Annotated in this window: 15 protein-coding genes; 6 read left to right on the top strand and 9 right to left on the bottom strand. The window is 50.3% G+C overall.

Annotation, left to right across the window (positions count from 1 at the left end):
* Window positions 1-178: 178 nt before the first annotated feature.
* A complete protein-coding gene (gene cutC / locus AB1E22_RS18445) occupies window positions 179-928 on the bottom strand; it encodes a copper homeostasis protein CutC (RefSeq protein WP_367596682.1) in 750 nt (249 codons plus the stop codon).
* A 91-nt stretch (window positions 929-1,019) separates the two neighbouring features.
* Between cutC and AB1E22_RS18440 the strand changes: the two genes are divergently transcribed.
* The gene (locus AB1E22_RS18440) at window positions 1,020-2,162 is read left to right on the top strand and encodes a MalY/PatB family protein (protein ID WP_367596681.1); all 1,143 of its coding nucleotides are present in this window, start codon (window positions 1,020-1,022) and stop codon (window positions 2,160-2,162) included.
* Here the strand turns inward: AB1E22_RS18440 and AB1E22_RS18435 are convergent.
* Window positions 2,159-2,719: a VOC family protein gene (locus tag AB1E22_RS18435; protein ID WP_367596680.1), complete on the bottom strand. Its 561-nt coding sequence runs from the start codon at window positions 2,717-2,719 to the stop codon at window positions 2,159-2,161. The two genes, AB1E22_RS18440 and AB1E22_RS18435, sit on opposite strands and share 4 nt — an antisense overlap.
* Window positions 2,720-2,967: 248 nt before the next feature.
* Between AB1E22_RS18435 and argS the strand changes: the two genes are divergently transcribed.
* Window positions 2,968-4,701 (top strand): arginine--tRNA ligase, encoded by a 1,734-nt coding sequence (gene argS / locus AB1E22_RS18430; protein WP_367596679.1) that lies wholly within the window; start codon window positions 2,968-2,970, stop codon window positions 4,699-4,701.
* A 51-nt stretch (window positions 4,702-4,752) separates the two neighbouring features.
* Here the strand turns inward: argS and lpxA are convergent, their stop codons facing one another.
* The 6 genes from lpxA to flhB all read right to left on the bottom strand — a co-directional run bounded on the left by lpxA (window position 4,753) and on the right by flhB (window position 12,311).
* Window positions 4,753-5,544, bottom strand: a complete 792-nt coding sequence (gene lpxA / locus AB1E22_RS18425; RefSeq protein ID WP_367596678.1) for an acyl-ACP--UDP-N-acetylglucosamine O-acyltransferase — start codon at window positions 5,542-5,544, stop codon at window positions 4,753-4,755.
* Between the two features lie 150 nt (window positions 5,545-5,694).
* On the bottom strand, window positions 5,695-6,834 hold the full coding sequence (locus tag AB1E22_RS18420; RefSeq protein ID WP_367596677.1) for a beta-galactosidase BglB: 1,140 nt from the start codon (window positions 6,832-6,834) through the stop codon (window positions 5,695-5,697).
* A complete protein-coding gene (locus tag AB1E22_RS18415) occupies window positions 6,834-8,423 on the bottom strand; it encodes an MFS transporter (protein WP_367596676.1) in 1,590 nt (529 codons plus the stop codon). Before AB1E22_RS18415 ends, AB1E22_RS18420 begins: the two co-directional genes overlap by 1 nt.
* Before the next feature lie 270 nt (window positions 8,424-8,693).
* Window positions 8,694-9,086, bottom strand: coding sequence for a flagellar protein FlhE (gene flhE / locus AB1E22_RS18410; RefSeq protein WP_367596675.1), 393 nt, complete (start codon window positions 9,084-9,086; stop codon window positions 8,694-8,696).
* Window positions 9,086-11,167 carry a flagellar biosynthesis protein FlhA gene (flhA, locus tag AB1E22_RS18405; protein ID WP_367596674.1) on the bottom strand — a complete coding sequence of 694 codons (2,082 nt, stop codon included), beginning with the start codon at window positions 11,165-11,167 and terminating at the stop codon, window positions 9,086-9,088. Before flhA ends, flhE begins: the two co-directional genes overlap by 1 nt.
* A complete protein-coding gene (gene flhB / locus AB1E22_RS18400; protein WP_367596673.1) occupies window positions 11,160-12,311 on the bottom strand; it encodes a flagellar biosynthesis protein FlhB in 1,152 nt (383 codons plus the stop codon). The genes flhA and flhB overlap by 8 nt, the downstream gene beginning before the upstream one ends.
* A gap of 518 nt (window positions 12,312-12,829) precedes the next feature.
* Here flhB and AB1E22_RS18395 point away from each other — a divergent pair.
* The 4 genes from AB1E22_RS18395 to AB1E22_RS18380 all read left to right on the top strand — a co-directional run bounded on the left by AB1E22_RS18395 (window position 12,830) and on the right by AB1E22_RS18380 (window position 17,968).
* Entirely contained in the window at window positions 12,830-13,411 is a 582-nt protein-coding gene (locus AB1E22_RS18395; RefSeq protein WP_367596672.1) for a fimbrial protein, read from the top strand.
* A 135-nt stretch (window positions 13,412-13,546) separates the two neighbouring features.
* Window positions 13,547-14,239: a fimbrial biogenesis chaperone gene (locus AB1E22_RS18390; RefSeq protein ID WP_367596671.1), complete on the top strand. Its 693-nt coding sequence runs from the start codon at window positions 13,547-13,549 to the stop codon at window positions 14,237-14,239.
* A gap of 8 nt (window positions 14,240-14,247) precedes the next feature.
* Entirely contained in the window at window positions 14,248-16,803 is a 2,556-nt protein-coding gene (locus AB1E22_RS18385; protein WP_367596670.1) for a fimbria/pilus outer membrane usher protein, read from the top strand.
* Window positions 16,793-17,968, top strand: coding sequence for a fimbrial protein (locus tag AB1E22_RS18380; RefSeq protein ID WP_367596669.1), 1,176 nt, complete (start codon window positions 16,793-16,795; stop codon window positions 17,966-17,968). Before AB1E22_RS18385 ends, AB1E22_RS18380 begins: the two co-directional genes overlap by 11 nt.
* 173 nt (window positions 17,969-18,141) lie before the next feature.
* On the opposite strand, the gene AB1E22_RS18375 is transcribed toward AB1E22_RS18380, so the two are convergent.
* Window positions 18,142-18,711 carry a helix-turn-helix transcriptional regulator gene (locus AB1E22_RS18375; RefSeq protein ID WP_367596668.1) on the bottom strand — a complete coding sequence of 190 codons (570 nt, stop codon included), beginning with the start codon at window positions 18,709-18,711 and terminating at the stop codon, window positions 18,142-18,144.
* Window positions 18,712-18,721 lie beyond the last annotated feature (10 nt).

Genomic DNA, 18,721 nt, shown 5'->3' with positions numbered 1-18,721 from the left:
AACAATTTCACCACAAATAAGTCACCAAATATTTTCGGCACATCCCAACACTATTTTAAATAAGCCCTGAGAACAATTCGTACACAATTTGCATAAAAAAAGCCCCGATAAAACACCGGGGCCTGGTACGAGCAACATCACATGGGCGACATGATGCGCGGTTAAAAACGGTCTTGTGTCACGCTGCCGTTTGGCTGGCAACTAACACAGCTTTCATTGCGGCCACCACGTCGCCATCAACGCAGTAACGATTAAACTCATCGGCTTCGGCATCCGCACTCATCGAAACGCCCGCTTTGCGGTAACGCATCGGTGAAGGAACGGTTTGCCCGGCTGAGCTGTGCATCTCATCAATGCCTTGCTCGACAAACTTTTCGAGGTTGCTCAGTCTTACCCCCGCACCCGCCATAATGATTGGAGCACGGGAATGCTGTTTTAGTTCCCTAAGTAATGAAAGTCCTAATTCAGCGCTCTGTTGCTGGCCTGAAGTCAGGATGCGCGCCACACCCAAATCCGTTAATTGTTCCAGCGCCTGGTGGGGGTTATGGCACATATCAAACGCGCGGTGGAACGTGACCGCCATGCCCTGAGCTTGTTCCATAACACGTTTCATGCGGGGAAGATCAATATGCCCGTCGCCGTCTAGCATACCAATCACAAGCCCTGGGTACCCGAGTTCACGCACGAAGGCGATATCTTCCAGCATGGTGTCGAACTCGGCGTCGGTGTAGCAAAAATCACCGCCGCGTGGGCGAATAATCGGATGCACGGGAATCGAAATGCGCTCTTTCACTTTGCGTAAGACACCCGCTGACGGTGTTAAGCCCCCTTCCTTCGGTGCGGAACACAGTTCAATTCGGTCCGCTCCAGCTTGTTGTGCAGTGACTGCGCAGTCAATTCCATAACAACATATCTCAAGCAAAGGCATTGATTACTCCTTAAAAATCTTTAGCCTGGCGGTTGTGCCACTGGGTCAGAATGATAATCTGAATCCACGATCACACAAAGGTAGCCGTACTATGACATTCAATTTTGAGGAAGGCATCGACCGCCGTCACAGCGACAGTTCGAAGTGGAATAAATATGGTAATGAGGTATTACCTATGTGGGTCGCGGATATGGATTTCCGCTCGCCGCCCTGCATTATTGATGCCCTTCACCAACGCGTTGAGCACGGAGTGTTTGGCTACGGTGTCCGGCCAAAAGAGTTGCTGGATGTGGTGGTAGAAAGAATGGCCCGCCGTTATCAGTGGTACATTAAACCTGAATGGATAGTCATTTTGCCGGGCGTTGTAGCCGGGCTGAATTTAAGCGTTCGCGCCTTCACCGCGCCGAATGAAACAACCATTGCCCCCACACCTATTTATCCTCCTTTTAGAAAATCTTCGGCTTTTGCCCACCGAGCCCAGTTGAATGCGCCGCTGCGTCTTGAAAATGGGCGCTGGGTGATGGATTTAGCGGCGCTCGAATCACAGCTCACCGGCAAAGAAAAGTTGTTGATGCTGTGTAACCCACAAAACCCTGGCGGTACAATTTATACCCGCGAGGAGTTACAGCAGCAGCTTGCCTTCTCCCAGCGCCACGATTTGATTGTCTGCTCAGATGAAATCCACTGTGATTTACTGCTCGAAACCGGTGCGAAACATATTCCTTTTGCCACACTGAGCGCAGACGCGGAACAGCGCTCAATCACTCTGCTCTCCCCGTCCAAAACGTTTAATATTGCCGGGCTCGGGGCCTCACTGGCGATAATTCCGGATGCCAGCTTGCGTAAGCAATTTAATACAGTGCGCGATGGAATTGTGCCGAGTGTCGATGTGCTGGCGCTTACGGCGGCCACCGCCGCATGGCGTGATGGAGAACCGTGGTTGCAGGAATTGCTGCCCTATTTGCGCCGCCACCGCGACAGACTGGTGAGTGCCGTGAACGCGATGCCAGGACTGACGATGGCATCGCCGCAGGCGACATATCTGGGATGGGTAGATGCGACGGCCTTACCCGTTGAAAACCCAACGCTGTTCTTCCAGAAAACCGGGCTCGGGTTCTCACCGGGCGCTGACTTTGGTGAAGCGAAATTCGTACGTATTAATTTCGGCTGCACATCGGCAACGCTTGAAGAAGCGATTCGCCGAATGAATGCAGCCGTTGAGCAGTTCGCTTAACTTTCGCTGGCAACGATCGCTTCAATGCTCCAGGGATGGAATTTGATAGTCACTTTGCCATCGGTAACCGCAAGCGTCGGGTTGGGTAATCTTTCACGCTCCCCTTTCGGTGAGCTGGTTTTCACAGAAATCCCCGTCTGGCGCAAACCCGCATCGGACATTAAATCCAGCGCGCGGGCATTCAGTGTTTCAGGCGCGCCGGGCAACACAATTTCTACGTGCTCCCAACCTTCATGCGGATAACGTTTTTCACCCGGCCACGGCAGCTCAACCACGCTAAATTTCCAGTGCGCCACGCACACGGGTTCATCGAGTTTGAACAGGCAAATCGGGCGATCGTTAATAATATTTTCTGACAGCAGCGTCCCGCATTTTTCCAGCCCCGCACGCCAGCGTTCTGCCGTCGTATTCTGGTGGCAGCGCAGCGAAATGTGATCGGCATCGAGTTGTGCGATCTCCAGATCCAGCCGCGCGGCAAGTTCTGTTAACGCTTGTGTAAAACGCGGGAGATCCGCTGAAATATCATTCAGTTCTGCAATTGTCTGCCAGTTGGCCATCGACATATCCTCGAAAGTCACGAATGGAGGCTAATCTACCTTTTCTTCCGGCCGCCACCAACATCCGCTACGCGTTTAGTCACTGAATGGTTATTCACTATACCGTTAATATTAGTTCAGGGCGCGCAGGGCACGGCTTTTGCTGACTAAGGGGATTAAATACAGTTATACTTACGCCCTAATTTTATCCCCAACGATACGGCTGCTGTAACGTCACGGCAGCCCTTAGCAAAATGTAAGGTATCCAGGTGAATATTCAGGCTCTTCTCTCAGATAAAGTCAGTCAGGCACTGATTGCCGCAGGTGCGCCTGCGGATTGCGAACCACAGGTTCGTCAGTCAGCAAAAGTTCAGTTCGGCGACTATCAGGCCAATGGCGTGATGTCAGTTGCGAAATTACTGGGCAAGCCGCCACGACAAGTCGCAGAGTTGGTGATTGCCAATCTGGATTTGACCGGAATTGCCCGCAAAGTTGAAATCGCCGGACCTGGGTTTATCAACATTTTCCTCGACCCTGCCTTCCTTGCAAAAAATGTCGACGAAGCGGTGGCTTCCGAGCGTGTTGGTGTGAATACCGTTGCGCCGCAAACCATCGTTGTCGATTACTCCGCACCTAACGTTGCTAAAGAAATGCACGTGGGTCACATCCGCTCCACCATCATTGGTGACGCAGCGGTGCGCACCCTGGAGTTCCTCGGTCACAAAGTTATTCGCGCCAACCACGTTGGTGACTGGGGCACGCAGTTTGGTATGCTGATCGCTTATCTCGAAAAGCAACAGCAAGAAAACGCAGGTGAAATGGCGCTTGCCGACCTCGAAGAGTTCTATCGCGCCGCTAAGAAACACTACGATGAAGACGCTGAGTTTGCAGAACGCGCCCGTGCCTACGTCGTAAAACTGCAAGGCGGCGACGAATACTGCCGTGAAATGTGGCGCAAGCTGGTCGACATCACCATGACGCAGAACCAGCAAACCTATGACCGTCTGAACGTCACGCTGACCCGCGATGACGTAATGGGTGAAAGCCTCTATAACCCAATGCTGCCGGGCATCGTGGCCGATCTAAAAGCAAAAGGTCTGGCGGTCGAAAGTGAAGGCGCAACCGTGGTGTTCCTGGACGAGTTCAAGAACAAAGACGGCGACCCAATGGGCGTTATTATCCAGAAAAAGGATGGCGGCTACCTGTACACCACCACCGATATCGCCTGCGCGAAATATCGTTATGAAACCCTGCACGCCGATCGCGTTCTGTATTTCATCGACTCCCGCCAGCACCAGCACCTGATGCAGGCCTGGACCATCGTGCGTAAAGCCGGTTACGTTCCGGAATCCGTGACGCTGGAACACCAGATGTTTGGCATGATGCTGGGCAAAGACGGCAAGCCGTTCAAAACCCGTTCAGGCGGCACGGTAAAACTGACCGACTTGCTGGACGAAGCCATGGAGCGCGCACGTAATCTGGTTGCCGAGAAAAACCCGGACATGCCTGCGGCAGAGCTGGAGCAACTGGCGAAATCCGTGGGTATTGGCGCGGTGAAATATGCCGATTTGTCGAAAAGCCGCACCACGGATTACATCTTCGACTGGGACAACATGCTCGCCTTCGAAGGCAACACCGCGCCGTACATGCAATATGCTTATACCCGCGTGCTGTCAGTGTTCCGTAAAGCCGACATCAATGAAGCTGAGCTGCTGAAAGCGCCAGTGGTGATTAGTGAAGACCGTGAAGCGCAACTGGCTGCGCGCCTGCTGCAATTTGAAGAAACGCTGACTGTTGTTGCGCGTGACGGTACGCCACACGTGATGTGTTCTTACCTGTACGATCTGGCTGGCCTGTTCTCTGGCTTCTATGAACATTGCCCGATTCTGACTGCGGATAGCGTTGAAGCGCGTAACAGCCGCCTGAAACTGGCGCTGCTGACGGCGAAAACGCTGAAGCTGGGTCTGGATACGCTGGGTATTGAAACCGTAGAGCGTATGTAATCGTAAAAGGCTCGTTGCTTCCAGCAACGAGCCTTTTTTCAATAATGAAGATTAACGAACAATGCCCCGCGCAGATCGCGCAAAAAATCGGTCATATAAGCCAATCACCGGAAAATCACTCTCCAGCACTTTTAGTGACCTTTTCACTTCCTCAATCGATAGCGCCTGGTTATAAAACCTTTCGTAGAGTTCATGAACCAAATCCTGCTGATCTTTATCCAGTGCCATAAACGCGCGCGACTGAGTATTAACGCCTAGCGGCACGGCATGGTTGCCCCCTGCCATGACAAATGGCGGAACATCCTGAACCACAGCCGACTGGTCGAGGATTTTCACTCCGCTGCCCAACATGCAAAACTGGTGAACGGCGCACATATAGCCAATTTGCGCATCGTCATCCAGCTCTACGTGCCCGGCAAGGCCACTGTTATCGCCAATCCGCGTGCCATTCCCGACAATGCAGTCATGCCCGATATGGACGCTATCGAGAAAATGGTTGTCGTCACCAATGACGGTGGTACTGAGCCCCTCAACGGTGCCGCGATGAATAGTACTGTTTTTGCCAATGTGATTACGGTCGCCGATAACCAGCGTCGTCGGCTCATTCGCATATTTAAGATCCTGGTTAACATCCCCTACGGATGCATATTGCCCAAAATGATTATCGCGACCGATGGTTGTCAGCCCATTAATCACCGAAAAAGCGCCAACAACGGTACCTTCCCCAATCACAACGCCTGCGGAAATGATACAAAAAGGGCCGACGGTGACATGCGCACCAATGACGGCACCCGCCTCAACCAGACTGCTGGCGGCGATACGGGACAAGGGAGAGATGGACAAAAGGTATTCCTGATGGGAAGGCTAATAACAGTATGGAGCATAATGAATTGCCCGGTACATTACGCCTTTTATATTTACTCTATTTTTTGAACTAAACGGGGAAGAGAAAATGTCGGGTGGACGGGCGCAAGCACCCATCCACCGAGAAGGTTACAAATAAATCCGCAGATACTCACCCAGACAAAGAATCGCCATCGCCTGGCCGTATGGCATCGACGTCAGCGGAATCTGGCGATAGAACTCCAGATTGCTGCCCATTCCGGTGCCAAACGAAACCTGCAACAACTCCCCTTCTGGCGAGATGTTTTTTACGATGCCCTTCATCGCTCTCTCAGCAACTTGCGCATACTCTTTGCCGAGATAACGTTTACGAATGCCTTTTAAAATTCCGTAGGCAAAGCCCGCCGTCGCGGACGCTTCCAGATATGAATGCGGATCGTCCAACAACGTATGCCACAAACCGCTGTCGTCCTGGCATTTCGCCAGCGCAGCCACCTGACTTTCCAGAACCTGCACCAGATACCGGCGCACGGCGTTATTTTCTGGCAGATCCACCAGCTCAAGGAAATCAGGGATCACGATTGTCAGCCAGCTATTACCGCGTGCCCAACGCGCCTGCGCAAAATTATGGTTACCTTCATAATTCCAGCCGTGGAACCACAGCCCGGTTTCCCGGTCCATCAGGTTCTGAACGTGCAGCAGGAACTGGTAAGTGGCTTCTTCCACATACTCCGGGCGATTGAGCAATTTGCCGATTTTCGCCAGCGGCAACACGGTCATCATCAGCGTGTCGTCCCACATCTGCTGATGGTTTTCCTCTGCCAGGGTAATGTGTTGCATACCGCCGTGCTCGGTGCGCGGCATCTCGTACATCGCCCATTCAGCCCAGCTTTCCAGCCATGGCAAGTACGAAGGATCACGCGTTTCTTCGTAGCGATAAGCCAGCGTCAGGAACGGTGCCATCGTGTTGACGTTTTTGGTGGTCGCCCCTTCGGCGAAACGATCCGCAAACCAGCCATCGATAATCTCACACATTTTCTTATCGCCGGTCTGGCGATAATACTGATACATGCCGTACAAACCGACGCCGTGCGTCCACTCCCAGCCCGCCCACCCTTTGGTATCAATGACTCGTCCGTCATCCAGTCGCAGCAAGAATTGGCCCGTTTCGTCCTTAATATTAATCAGATTGTCCGTTACCTTGTGGATCAGGGTTTTCAGTTCATCCCGGGCAATAAAATGCTCCGGCTGGCACAGTAATGGGCTGTGTTTGACGGGATAAATAATCATTAACTTAACCTCTGAGTAGCATTCGAATTCATTGCAGCTGCCTGTTTCAGCGAGGGCGCAGCAGGTTTGTTGTGGTTGAGGTAACCAATATTGTTATTACCCCAAAGATTCTCGTAAGGGATACCGGCCAGCATTTCGACCGTTGCGCGAGCCTGCGGCGTGGTCGCTTCTGGTACCGGACGACCCGCAGCGCGCATCTTCGCCGTCTCTTCGCGTAACACGCTGTGAGTTTGCAAATTCAGTTTAAAGCGCAGAGAAACCAGGAAACCACATGCCAGAACCGCAACGGTACCGAAGCTTAAAATCATCAGAATGGTATGGCTAACCGCAGGCGGCTGCGTGGTCTGCCCGGAAACAAAACCGGAAAGCTGCATCACGATACCCACCAGCATCACGGCGCCCGCCTGGGAGGCTTTACGCGTAAGCGTCATGATCCCCGCGAAAATCCCTTCCCGACGCTGGCCGGTGATCACTTCATCAACGTCCGCAATGTAGGTGTAAGTATTCCACGGTACATAGTTGATACCACCGCGCCCCAGACCCGCGATTGCAGAAACCAGCATCAGCAGCGAGAACACATCGCTCAATCCCGCGTAATAGAGCACCGCATAGGAGATTGAACTCAGACCAAATAGCACCACGACCATGCGATAAGACGGTGCCGGGCCAAATTTGATACATAAAGGAATCATGCCGATAACCGCAATAAACTGCAGGATTGCCATGGTACCAAGCAGGCTGGATGCCATGCTCGCACTTTGCATCAGTACAAACACCACGTAATAGGTAAACACGGCGTTGAAGACGTCCTGCGCGATATAACCGCCCAGATACATACCGAGATGCTGGCGGAAAATTTTCACGCGCAGCGTTGAGGTCAGCTCCACGTTCAGGCGCTTCATGCTCTGCGCAAAGGTCAGCGTTTTCTTCTCTTCTTCTGCACGTAATGCAGCTTCAGTCCATTCAGAACGCGGACGCTCCCAGGTAAAGAACCAGACGAGTGTCAGCACAATAGCGCACAGCGTGGCAAAGACCAGGCTTGAATAGAAGAAGGAGATAGCGTTGTCTTTACCGAAGTGATTCAACAGAATGCCTGGCAGGAAGGCGGCAAGAATCGCAGAGAGCTGCGCCATTGAGATACGTGCGCCGGAGAACTTGGTTTTCTGTTTGAAATCATCGGTCATTTCTGGAACCAGCGTCTCATACGGCACCAGAATCATGGTATAGACCACATCAAAAATCAGATACGTGACCAGGTAGTACCAATAGCTCATCTCGCCCACCCACATGAAGCTGTAGCTGAAGACGAGAGGAATACCGAGCAGGATAAAGAACTTACGCCGGCCGAAGCGTTTACCCAGCCACGTTGAACCAAAGTTATCGGTCAGGAAGCCCATCAGCGGGCTCACCACCGCATCAAGCACTCTTGCCATCGCAAAAATAAATGTGGCTTCAATGGGTGTCAGACCGCAGAAGGTGGTGTAGAAGTAGAGTAACCAGGCCGCGGTGAGCGCCGTGGTGCCCGCCCCGAGGAAATCCCCGGAACCGTAGGCAAGATAATTTGCCAGTCCAATCTTACGTGTTTTCATTGCCGTCAAACCCCGTTGCTTTTGTTATTCGAGATTGCACGTCCCATGCTTGTTATCGGGCCTGCGAGAATCTTACAAGGCTAAGGTAGAAGGACGGGGCTATTGATACCTTTCCATTTTTGCCACCGGCTGGCGAATGCTGGCAAAATTACAAAGAGTTCCTGCACCCGCATCACTGATTTATAAAACAGTGGTTTGCTTTTATCAAAAGCACAGGCTGAAAATGAGATATGGGAGTGAAAAAGCCGCATCTGACATGCGGCTTTGAGTTTAGCGATAGTTCACAATCACTTGATTACTTCTTACTTTAAGTACGGGGAAAAGCTTACCCCCGCCTGGTACTTGCCAGACAAAACGCAACGGCTCGCTGGCCGCAACATTCGTAAATCCACGCGTCGTTCCGTTCTGCCCTTCTATTTCTACGCAGCGCGTAACCGAGCACAATCTTACGTTTAATCCAGCGGGCGTTGGACCGATCAATTCGTAACGCCAGGCAACCAGCGTCATAACGCCGCTAACCGGCTGCGAAGGTGCCAGCGCGCGGGACGATGCGGCCACGCCGCGATGGCTGAGCGTCGCCCCCATCCCACTTGCCTGCCATGCCCCCTCGCCATTTGCCTGAGCGATAAAAGGCAAAAGAATCAACAATAACAAGCGGCTCATTATTTCGCTCCAATCGTCGCAGTCATGCGAATGTTACGATTTTCTGAAAGCTCAAGGCTTGAGAGCACCATTAATTGCGGCAGGCTGCGGCGTAAGAAGCGCGCAAGCAGCGGACGCAAAGCATGGTTGACCAGCAGCACCGGCGGCGCTCCGAGCATTTCCTGGCGTTTCAATGCTTCCTGCGCCTGCTCAAGCAAACGGTCTGCAAGGCCGGGTTCTAAACCTCCTCCGCCCTGCAGGGCCTGCAACAACAAGCGCTCCAGCGCAGCATCCAGGCCAATCACCTGCACTTCGCCATTACCAGGGAACCATTGCTGCGTTATGGCACGCCCCAGCGCCACACGCACCACCGCCGTTAATTCATGAGGATCGTTTTGAACTGGCGCATGCTCCGCCAGCGTTTCCAGAATGGTACGCATATCGCGAATCGGCACTTTTTCGGCCAGCAGGTTTTGCAGCACTTTATGCAGCGTAGTTAAGGTCACCACGCCCGGCACAAGATCTTCGGTCAGCTTCGGCATTTCCTGAGAAACACGATCGAGAAGCTGTTGCGCTTCCTGGCGGCCAAACAGTTCCGGTGCGAACTGCCCAATCAGATGGTTCAGATGGGTCGCCACCACGGTACTGGCTTCGACCACGGTGAAGCCCTGAATTTGCGCCTGTTCTTTGAGCGCGCTTTCAATCCAGGTGGCAGCTAAACCAAACGCCGGATCGGTGGTCGTTTCGCCGGGCAGCGTACCCGCCGCCGTGCCTGGGTTAATGGCCAGCCAGCGCCCGGGATAGGCATCGCCACTGCCAATTTCCACGCCTTTCATCAGAATGCGGTAACGTGCAGGTGGCAAATCCATATTGTCGCGAATATGCACCACCGGCGGTAAGAACCCCATATCCTGCGCAAATTTTTTACGGATGCTGCGAATGCGCCCTAACAGTTCACCGTCTTGCTGGAAGTCCACCATCGGAATCAGGCGATAACCCACTTCCATACCGAGCGAATCTTCAAGCTGCACATCATTCCACGTCGCTTCCACGGCCTGCGGATTTTCCTGCGGTTTCACAGGTGCTGCTGGCGCCGCAGGGGATTCCATCTGACGGCCACGCATCCACCATGCCAGCGCAAGCAACGCTGCGGTAAACAGCAGGAAAACAAAGTTCGGCATGCCCGGCACCATCCCGAGCAAACCAAGCACACCGGCGCTAAGGAGCATAACGCGCGGATTGTTAAACAGTTGGGTGACCATCTGTTCGCCGACGTCCTGGTCGGTCGCCACGCGGGTCACGATAACCCCCGCCGCCGTCGAGATAACGAGCGCCGGGATCTGCGCCACTAGGCCGTCACCAATTGTCAGCAACGTGTACGTTTCCGCCGCCGCACCCACCGCCATATCATGTTGCAACACGCCCACTAACAGGCCGCCAATTACGTTGATGGCCATGATCATCAGACCGGCAACCGCATCGCCGCGCACGAATTTACTGGCACCGTCCATCGAGCCGTAAAAATCTGCTTCCTGGGTTACTTCCGAACGGCGTTTTTTCGCTTCGTCTTCGCCAATCAACCCAGCGTTGAGATCGGCGTCAATCGCCATCTGTTTGCCCGGCATCCCGTCCAACACAAAGCGCGCGCCCACTTCGGCAATACGCCCGGCACCTTTGGTGATAACCATAAAGTTGATGATAACGAGGATGATGAACACCACGATACCGATCGCAAAGTTGCCGCCAACCAGAAAGTGACCGAAAGCCTCAACTACTTTACCCGCCGCCGCGCCGCCGGTATGGCCTTCCATCAAAATGATACGGGTTGAAGCCACGTTCAGCGCCAGACGCAATAACGTGGTAAACAGCAAAATGGTCGGGAAGGCTGCGAACTCCAGCGTGCGCTGGGTGAACATCGCCACCAGCAGCACCATAATCGACAGCGCAATGTTAAAGGTGAAGAGTAAATCCAGTACAAACGCCGGCAGCGGTAGCACCATCATCGACAAAATAAGCAAGATAAGTACCGGCCCGGCTAGAATCTGCCATTGTCCGGATTTCATCGAGCTCGGCAGGCGCAACTGCGCCAGGAGGTTAGCCATCGGAGTCCTTCTCGTTTGCAAAGTCCAGTGCTTCAGGCACCGGTAGATTTTCAGGTTTTTTCGGGATTAAACCGCCCGCCACGCGCCAGCGACGCAGTTGCCATACCCATGCCAGGACTTCAGCCACGGCGGAATATAATTGCCCGGGAATTTGCTGCCCAATTTCGGCGTGGCGGTATAACGCACGCGCCAGCGGCGGGGCTTCCAGCATCGGAATGCGGTGCTCGTTGCCAATCTCACGAATGCGTAGCGCCACAAGCCCCGCGCCTTTCGCAAGCACCTTTGGCGCACTCATTTTGTTTTCGTCGTACTGCAGGGCGACCGAGTAGTGCGTCGGGTTCGTGACAATCACATCCGCTTTCGGCACATCAGCCATCATGCGGCGGCGAGCTACCGCCCGCTGCTGTTGACGTATGCGGTTTTTTACGTGGGGGTCGCCTTCTTGTTGCTTAAATTCGTCGCGGATATCCTGGCGACTCATGCGCAGTTTTTTAAGGTTGCTGAGAATCTGGAAAAAGACGTCAAAGCCGACCATCGGCGTTAACCCCAACACAATCAGCAAGCCGCACACCGCCACCATATTGAGCGCATGCCCGAGTGCTGCAAGAGGTGGTTCGCTGATAAGCCGCATCATCTCCGGCCAGTTATGCAGCAGATACCAGACCGTTACGCTGCCCACCAAAACGGCTTTCAAAAGCGCTTTCAGCAATTCCGCACCCGCCTGCGCGGAAAACATGCGCCCTAATCCGGCAATGGGGTTCAATTTGCTGAACTTAAACTGCATCGATTTGCCGCTAAACAACAGGCCACCAAGCAGCATGGGGGCGGCAATCGCCACAACCACCAGCCCTAAAATCAGCGGCAACAGCGCCCAGACGGCCTGCTTTATTAGCAAACTGATTTGGCTGACGATAAGATTTGGGTCGTTGATGATGCTGTGATCGAAGTGCAAACCGGCAGAGAGCATAGCCGCTAACTGTCGAGCCAACGGTTCGCCGCCCAGCCAAATAATGCTTATCCCGACCAACAACATCAGCAGCGAGGTTAATTCGCGGGAACGGGGGATCTGCCCATCTTCACGCGCCTTTTCAAGCCGATGGGGTGTGGGGGCTTCTGTTTTGTCGTCGTCGCTCTCTTCTGACACGCCAGCTACTCATGATGCTTTTTACCTGGAGGTATCATGCCAGACCCCCTTCAGGCTAATGGGGAGAAAAGCCGCGTGAAACAGGGCCTATTAAGCTGTTTATCTCCTGCTGGCGATGAACCCAAGTCTCACTGATATGTATTTAGCGGAATTAAATATTTATTTAACTCAACACTTACACTCACAGGTTAATATACAAGCAGAGAATTAATGACCGATCTGTTTTATATATACATTCGCAGTCAAATATAATTAAAAAGGATAGATGTAGAATCATTTCAAATTATTATTGGCAATTTATCTCAATTAAGGTAATTTTCGGAAGCTATAACAATGAAATTCCTTAATACATGATGACGCCATAAGAACTAAACAATAAAATGGCGAGCCTTCAATTAAATTCAGATTAATCATTGAAGATTAATATGTTTACATCGGCAAACATTTTCACAGTGATTGAATGCTGTATTTAAAGGTTTTCAATTAAGCATTTAATCAATACATGGAGTAAATAAATCATGAGATTTCGTTACAAATTTCTATCAGGCGCTCTTATTGCCCTGATCAGTTATAATGCATTGGCTGCAGAAATGAATGCGGGAAAAATTCATTTTACTGGTGAAATTATTGAGCCAAGTTGCGTAATAGATGGTACTGACGGCACAGACTCTACCGTGCCACTAGGCACTTTTCCTACTTCGCTATTCAACGATGCAGGAGTGGGTAAAGAGTCCACTCTCGTGCCTGTAGATATCACCCTGAAGGACTGCCCATTAAAAAGTGATGGACTTGCTGCTATTCAGTTAACCTTTAACGGTACAACTACGGCAACGGCTAGCTCGACCTTATTGGATGTGAGTAAAATCACTACCGATGGAACAATTGCTGCAACGGGTGTTGGTATTGCCATGAGCCCAATCGGTGATAGCACGACTTTTATCAAATTTGATGGATCTGATAGTCAAGTTTATGTTCAGTTACCAACGACAGCCGGCGATACCATTACCGCATCATTTAACGCGCGCTATAAATCTTTTACCTCAACCGTAACCCCAGGCCCGGCAGATGCTGACTTAACGGTTAATATCCTTTACCGCTAACACTTCGACCACCTCATCTGACGTATTATTACTATTACAGCTAATAATACGTCAGTCATGTATTACATAGTTGGTCAGACGCAACGGTAGATTTACCCTGCACTGCAAAACACGTTTTTATTAAGGGATGCCAGGATGCGTATTCTTCTGCTATTTATCTGTTTTATGACTTGCACTTTCACCATGTTCACCCATGCCACAGGAGTTCAGGTGGGAAGAACGCGTATTATTTATGATGCAAATACAAGAGAGGTAGCATTACCACTGACAAATAAAGATAAAGAATTACCTTGGCTTATCCAATCATGGATAGATACTGGCGATGAAAAAACTCGCGGGCCATTTATTATTACACCACCACTGTTTAGACTTGATCCGCAAAAGGAACAAAACCTTCGTATTACCTGGTCTGGGCAGGCATTGCCAACCGATCGAGAGTCTTTATTTTATATGAACATTCGCACAATACCTGCGATGGCAAAAGACGATGATAACAAAAATGTTCTGCGACTTATTTACAAAACCCGGTTGAAATTATTCTGGCGACCGAAAGGATTACACAACAATCCCGTTGATACCTGTAAAAGCCTGCGCTTTAGCCGACGTGCTAGTCAGTTGGTTATTACAAACGACGGCGACTATTACAGCGTTTTCGATAACCTGAAACTCGGAAGCACATCAATAAAAGATGCCGAGATCGTCGCGCCGAAAGCAACTGCACAATTTACGGTACCCAAGACCGCGAGCGGCAAAGAGGTGACCTGGCGTTGCATTACTGATTACGGGAATCCAACGAATGAATTTAATTCCATTTTAACCCAGGAATAGTGGTGCTAATGGCGGCTAATAAATTGCACCTGTGCTCGCCTCGTTTCTTGAGGCGGATAAATCCCATATTGAAAGCCTTGAGCGGTCTGCTTCTCGTGACCGCCAGCAACGTCAACGCCCGGGAATATTATTTTGCACCTTCAACACTTGAAGGCGATGGCCTGTCAAATCAGGATATCAATCTGTCCTTATTTTCAAAGGAAAATGGGCAATTACCAGGTACGTATCTCACGAAAATTAATATTAATAAACGATTGACTAAAGATGAATCAATTGTCTACGTCAATGACAAAAACGGATTATTAATACCACAGTTGACACCTCAGCTCTTACGCCAATGGGGCATTCGTGTCGATTCCTATCCGGAACTGGCGAACCTTCCTACAACCGAGCCAATACCCAAAACCATTGGCAACTACATTCCTTTTGCATCAGCGACCTTAGACTTTAATGCCATGACATTGCGTATAAGCATGCCGCAAGCGGCAGTTGAGATGCACCACAATGACAACATTGAACCTTCCCGCTGGAATGATGGAGTGCCGGTTTTTTTTGCCGATTACGCCTTCTCAGGTTCACAGCGTGAAGAATCAGATCATACCAATAATGCCAATCAGTATCTCAACCTACGCAGCGGCATCAATTTGGGTGGTTGGCGGCTGCGGAATTATTCAACCTGGAGCCAAACCGATGACATCAGTTCCTGGCAGACAATTAACACTTGGATCCAGCATGATATCCATCGATTAAAAGCACAGTTTATCGCAGGTGAAAACAGTACCCGCGGTGAGGTTTTTGATAGCCTGCGATATCGCGGTGTAAATATCGCGTCGGATGACGAAATGCTGCCCTATAACCAGCGCGGTTTTGCCCCAGTGATTCGCGGCACAGCCAGTTCCAATGCGGAAGTCACTGTTCGCCAAAATGGCTATATCATTTATCAGGCAAACGTTGCCCCCGGAGCGTTTGAAATAACAGATCTTTACTCCACGACCAACAGTGCGGATCTGGACATCACTATCAAAGAAGCGGACGGAAGCGAACATCATTATACGCAACCTTATTCCAGTGTTGCCGTAATGCAGCGTCCGGGAAATATTCGCTACGAAATGACCCTCGCACGCTATCGGGCCAATGGTAATCACGCAGCCAATGAACCGCTTTTCGCGCAAGGAACTGCCATTTATGGCCTTAATAACAACCTTACCGTTTTTGGAGGCATAACAGCCTCCCAAGATTATCAAGCTCTTAATAGCGGTACTGGCGTTGTGCTCGGCGATTTTGGCTCAATATCCACAGATCTGACCTGGGCCCGCGCGCAACTGGATAGCGGTGAGCAGCATGATGGGCAGTCATGGCGGCTGATGTACACTAAGAATATAGAAACAACAGACACAAACTTTACGCTGGCAAGCTATCGATATTCGACAAGTGGTTATTACAATTTTGCCGATGCTAACGAAAACTATGATGCCAATGATAGCGACTGGTCATATCGCTACAACAAGCGCAGCAGAATTCAGCTAAACCTCAGCCAAACCATACTGGACAGCAATTTATATCTCTCCGGCTACCAACAAGATTATTGGCAAACCGACCATAAAGAGCGAAGCATTACATCGGGCATTAATAGGACGATCGGTGGGATCAGCGTCAGCGTTGCCTATACCTACAGCAAAATCAGCGATGAACCAAGCGATCAGATGGTGTCGTTAGGTTTTAGCATCCCCTTATCGCAATGGCTGCCCAAAAGCTGGGCCAGTTACAACCTCAGCACCAGTAAACATGGCGATACCAACCATAGCGTTGGTCTTAACGGTACACTTCTGGATGATAACCGACTTAGCTATTCATTACGGCAAAGCCGCACTAACCACGATGGTGAGGATAACAGTAGCGTTTATGGCAGCTATCGATCGCAGTATGCCAATCTTAGTACAGGTTACTATTATGCCTCTGATAACTCGCGGCAATTGACTTATGGTCTGAGCGGCGCTGTGGTAGCTCATCCCGCAGGTGTGACACTTTCACAACCATTAGGCGACCAGTTTGCCATCGTCAGCGCTAACGGTGCATCAGGTGTTCGTTTTGCCAATCAGCGCGGTGTTCAGACGGATATCTTTGGCAACGCCATTATCCCTTCTCTCACACCTTATCAGGAAAATATCATTCGCATCGATACCACCAGCCTTCCAGATGATGTGGATACCGATGAAACCTCGATGACCCTTGTCCCAAGCCGCAGCGCCGCAGTCAGCACGCAATTTAGGGCGCATGTTGGTTATCGCGCACTCATCTCACTAACTCGCCCGGATGGTCGCATCATCCCATTTGGCGCGGTCGCGAATGTGGATGGCTTGTCTCTCAATGGAATTGTCGACGATCACGGCGTGCTGTATCTCGCGGGAGTTAGCGAAAATATTCCTTTGACGGTTAAGTGGGGGGATTCTGCACAACAGCAATGCCATGCCGATATCGTGCTATCCCCTTCCCCTGAAACCTTACCAGGGGGAATTCGTCAGGTCGACGCGATCTGTAAACCGGAGACAAAACATGCAAAATAAACAACACAAAAATTTCATAAATAATAAGCTATTGAAACTCTCGCTGCTGCTGGTACTCATTGTTTCGCCATTCATTACGCGGGCGGCAACAACCGTTTTACAAGATTGCTTCCCGGCACCCGGTAATTACACCATTAATACCAATGTCGAATTGCCATCCAATCAAAATAAAGACGGGAACTCCGGAAGCCTCGCTGAACATTTCGTTGCTGAAGGTTCATCCATTGTCGCTGACTGTGCTTGTCCGAAGGGTAATTTCTATTCAAACACCGATGTGTATGAAGTATCCGCCGCCGGGAGTCCATTGCCAGCAGGTGTCAGTGGTTACGGCTACCTGACTGATCATTTAGATATCAATGTCACAGCCTACGCCGATGCAATAAACTCACCCGATGGTTCGGGTCTGCAAGCTATATATATAAATACCTACCCGACACCGTTTTCAAGCATGGCGAGTATTCGTGAAACAAAAAGGACGATCAAAGAATCAACCAGTGACGTTTGTAATGATGCGACACGACCCACCGACGGAAGTAATACAAAGAGGGAATTTAAATGGAATGTCGTCGTCTTAAAATACTACATTAAGAAAGCTATTTTGGGCGAAGAGATTATCCCCCCAACAATTATCGCCCAAAATTATGCCTGCCTCTCTTTCGGTGGCAGTTGTTCTGTCGCCGACACAAAGTTGGTCTCCAATATCCAACTAATGGGCAAAATCACCGCCCCACTCACTTGCACAATAAACGAGGGAAGTACCATTGAAGTGGAGCTGGGGAATATTGTGACATCGCAGTTTGTCACGCAAGGCGAGCCACCAGCAAATTACACGTTAAAAGATGTCGATATCTCTTATCACTGTGATGATCCCGCGGCAGGCAATTCGGGGAAAATCAAATTCAGCCTAAACGCCGACCAGGGCGTAGTTCCCGGTAGCAATAGTATGATTGCTAAAATGCTTGATCGTGATGACATCGGGGTGCGTATGTTTGATGACAATGACAATAACGTCGTACTGGATGGCTCACTCGATATGCCCGTTACGCTAGATGAGCAAGGTAATGGCAAAATAGTCATGAAAGCGGCACCGGTAAGTACGAAATCACAGAGACCACAGCCAGGAAAATTTGAAGGTAATGTTACGGTAAAAATGGAACTGCGCTGATTGCGCCAATCAGTGCAGTTTACGGTAAAATAGTTCTCGATAGGCCGCGGGGTGTTGATAGCGGAGAGTATTTACAGAATTCGTTTCGATACAGGCTTCATACTACTAAGACATAAAGATCGCTGTTGGCAGACAGCCAACAGCGATCACAATACAGGTACCCTTTCCGAATATTACGATGCCAGCAAGTACTCTCTATTCATCATTAAAAATACGCGCCCCTTTTGCATTAACTCTATATTACTTGAGATACCCATTTTTTTCATCGCGCTACGCTTGTGACTACTGACGGTTTTAAAACTTTTATTCATTGATTCAGCGATATGTACAACGGATAGCCCCTGTACATATAGCGATGTTATTTTTCGCTCACTTGGACTCAATTGTTTCTCCGGGATAACCTTTCGTCGGAGCACTGAAAATTCTTTTACAGGTGGATTTATAAAGTCATCCATCATCTTGCGCAGGTTGTTTATAGGCATATCATATCGCCCGAAGGATATATGTTCAGGAAGCATGAGAGAAGAGAAAAAACCTAGCAGAGACTCTCTGGCAAATATAATAATCCTTTCTGATTGACAATTTAATATCATAGAGAGTTCTGTTTCATTCAGCCATGTTTTCTCGAACAAAAAAACAGATAACTCACTACTATTTAATGCGTTACGTTTAATACCTTTAAGAATTGAACTTATTGCTTCCCTGACATAGCAGTCATCACAAAACACAGAGATATTGTCCATTTCATTACTC

Origin of the sequence: Buttiauxella gaviniae (assembly GCF_040786275.1) — a bacterium.
Lineage (GTDB): Bacteria > Pseudomonadota > Gammaproteobacteria > Enterobacterales > Enterobacteriaceae > Buttiauxella > Buttiauxella gaviniae_A.
Note: the sequence above shows the minus strand (reverse complement) of the source record. Positions and strands in the feature narration are given on the sequence as shown.

Coding starts and splice junctions, on each gene's coding strand:
- AB1E22_RS18375 (WP_367596668.1), bottom strand. CDS start 18,711: ATGGACAATATCTCTGTGTTTTGTGATGACTGCTATGTCAGGGAAGCA.
- AB1E22_RS18380 (WP_367596669.1), top strand. CDS start 16,793: ATGCAAAATAAACAACACAAAAATTTCATAAATAATAAGCTATTGAAA.
- cutC (WP_367596682.1), bottom strand. CDS start 928: ATGCCTTTGCTTGAGATATGTTGTTATGGAATTGACTGCGCAGTCACT.
- AB1E22_RS18440 (WP_367596681.1), top strand. CDS start 1,020: ATGACATTCAATTTTGAGGAAGGCATCGACCGCCGTCACAGCGACAGT.
- AB1E22_RS18420 (WP_367596677.1), bottom strand. CDS start 6,834: ATGATTATTTATCCCGTCAAACACAGCCCATTACTGTGCCAGCCGGAG.
- AB1E22_RS18435 (WP_367596680.1), bottom strand. CDS start 2,719: ATGGCCAACTGGCAGACAATTGCAGAACTGAATGATATTTCAGCGGAT.
- AB1E22_RS18390 (WP_367596671.1), top strand. CDS start 13,547: ATGCGTATTCTTCTGCTATTTATCTGTTTTATGACTTGCACTTTCACC.
- flhA (WP_367596674.1), bottom strand. CDS start 11,167: ATGGCTAACCTCCTGGCGCAGTTGCGCCTGCCGAGCTCGATGAAATCC.
- flhE (WP_367596675.1), bottom strand. CDS start 9,086: ATGAGCCGCTTGTTATTGTTGATTCTTTTGCCTTTTATCGCTCAGGCA.
- AB1E22_RS18415 (WP_367596676.1), bottom strand. CDS start 8,423: ATGAAAACACGTAAGATTGGACTGGCAAATTATCTTGCCTACGGTTCC.
- AB1E22_RS18385 (WP_367596670.1), top strand. CDS start 14,248: ATGGCGGCTAATAAATTGCACCTGTGCTCGCCTCGTTTCTTGAGGCGG.
- AB1E22_RS18395 (WP_367596672.1), top strand. CDS start 12,830: ATGAGATTTCGTTACAAATTTCTATCAGGCGCTCTTATTGCCCTGATC.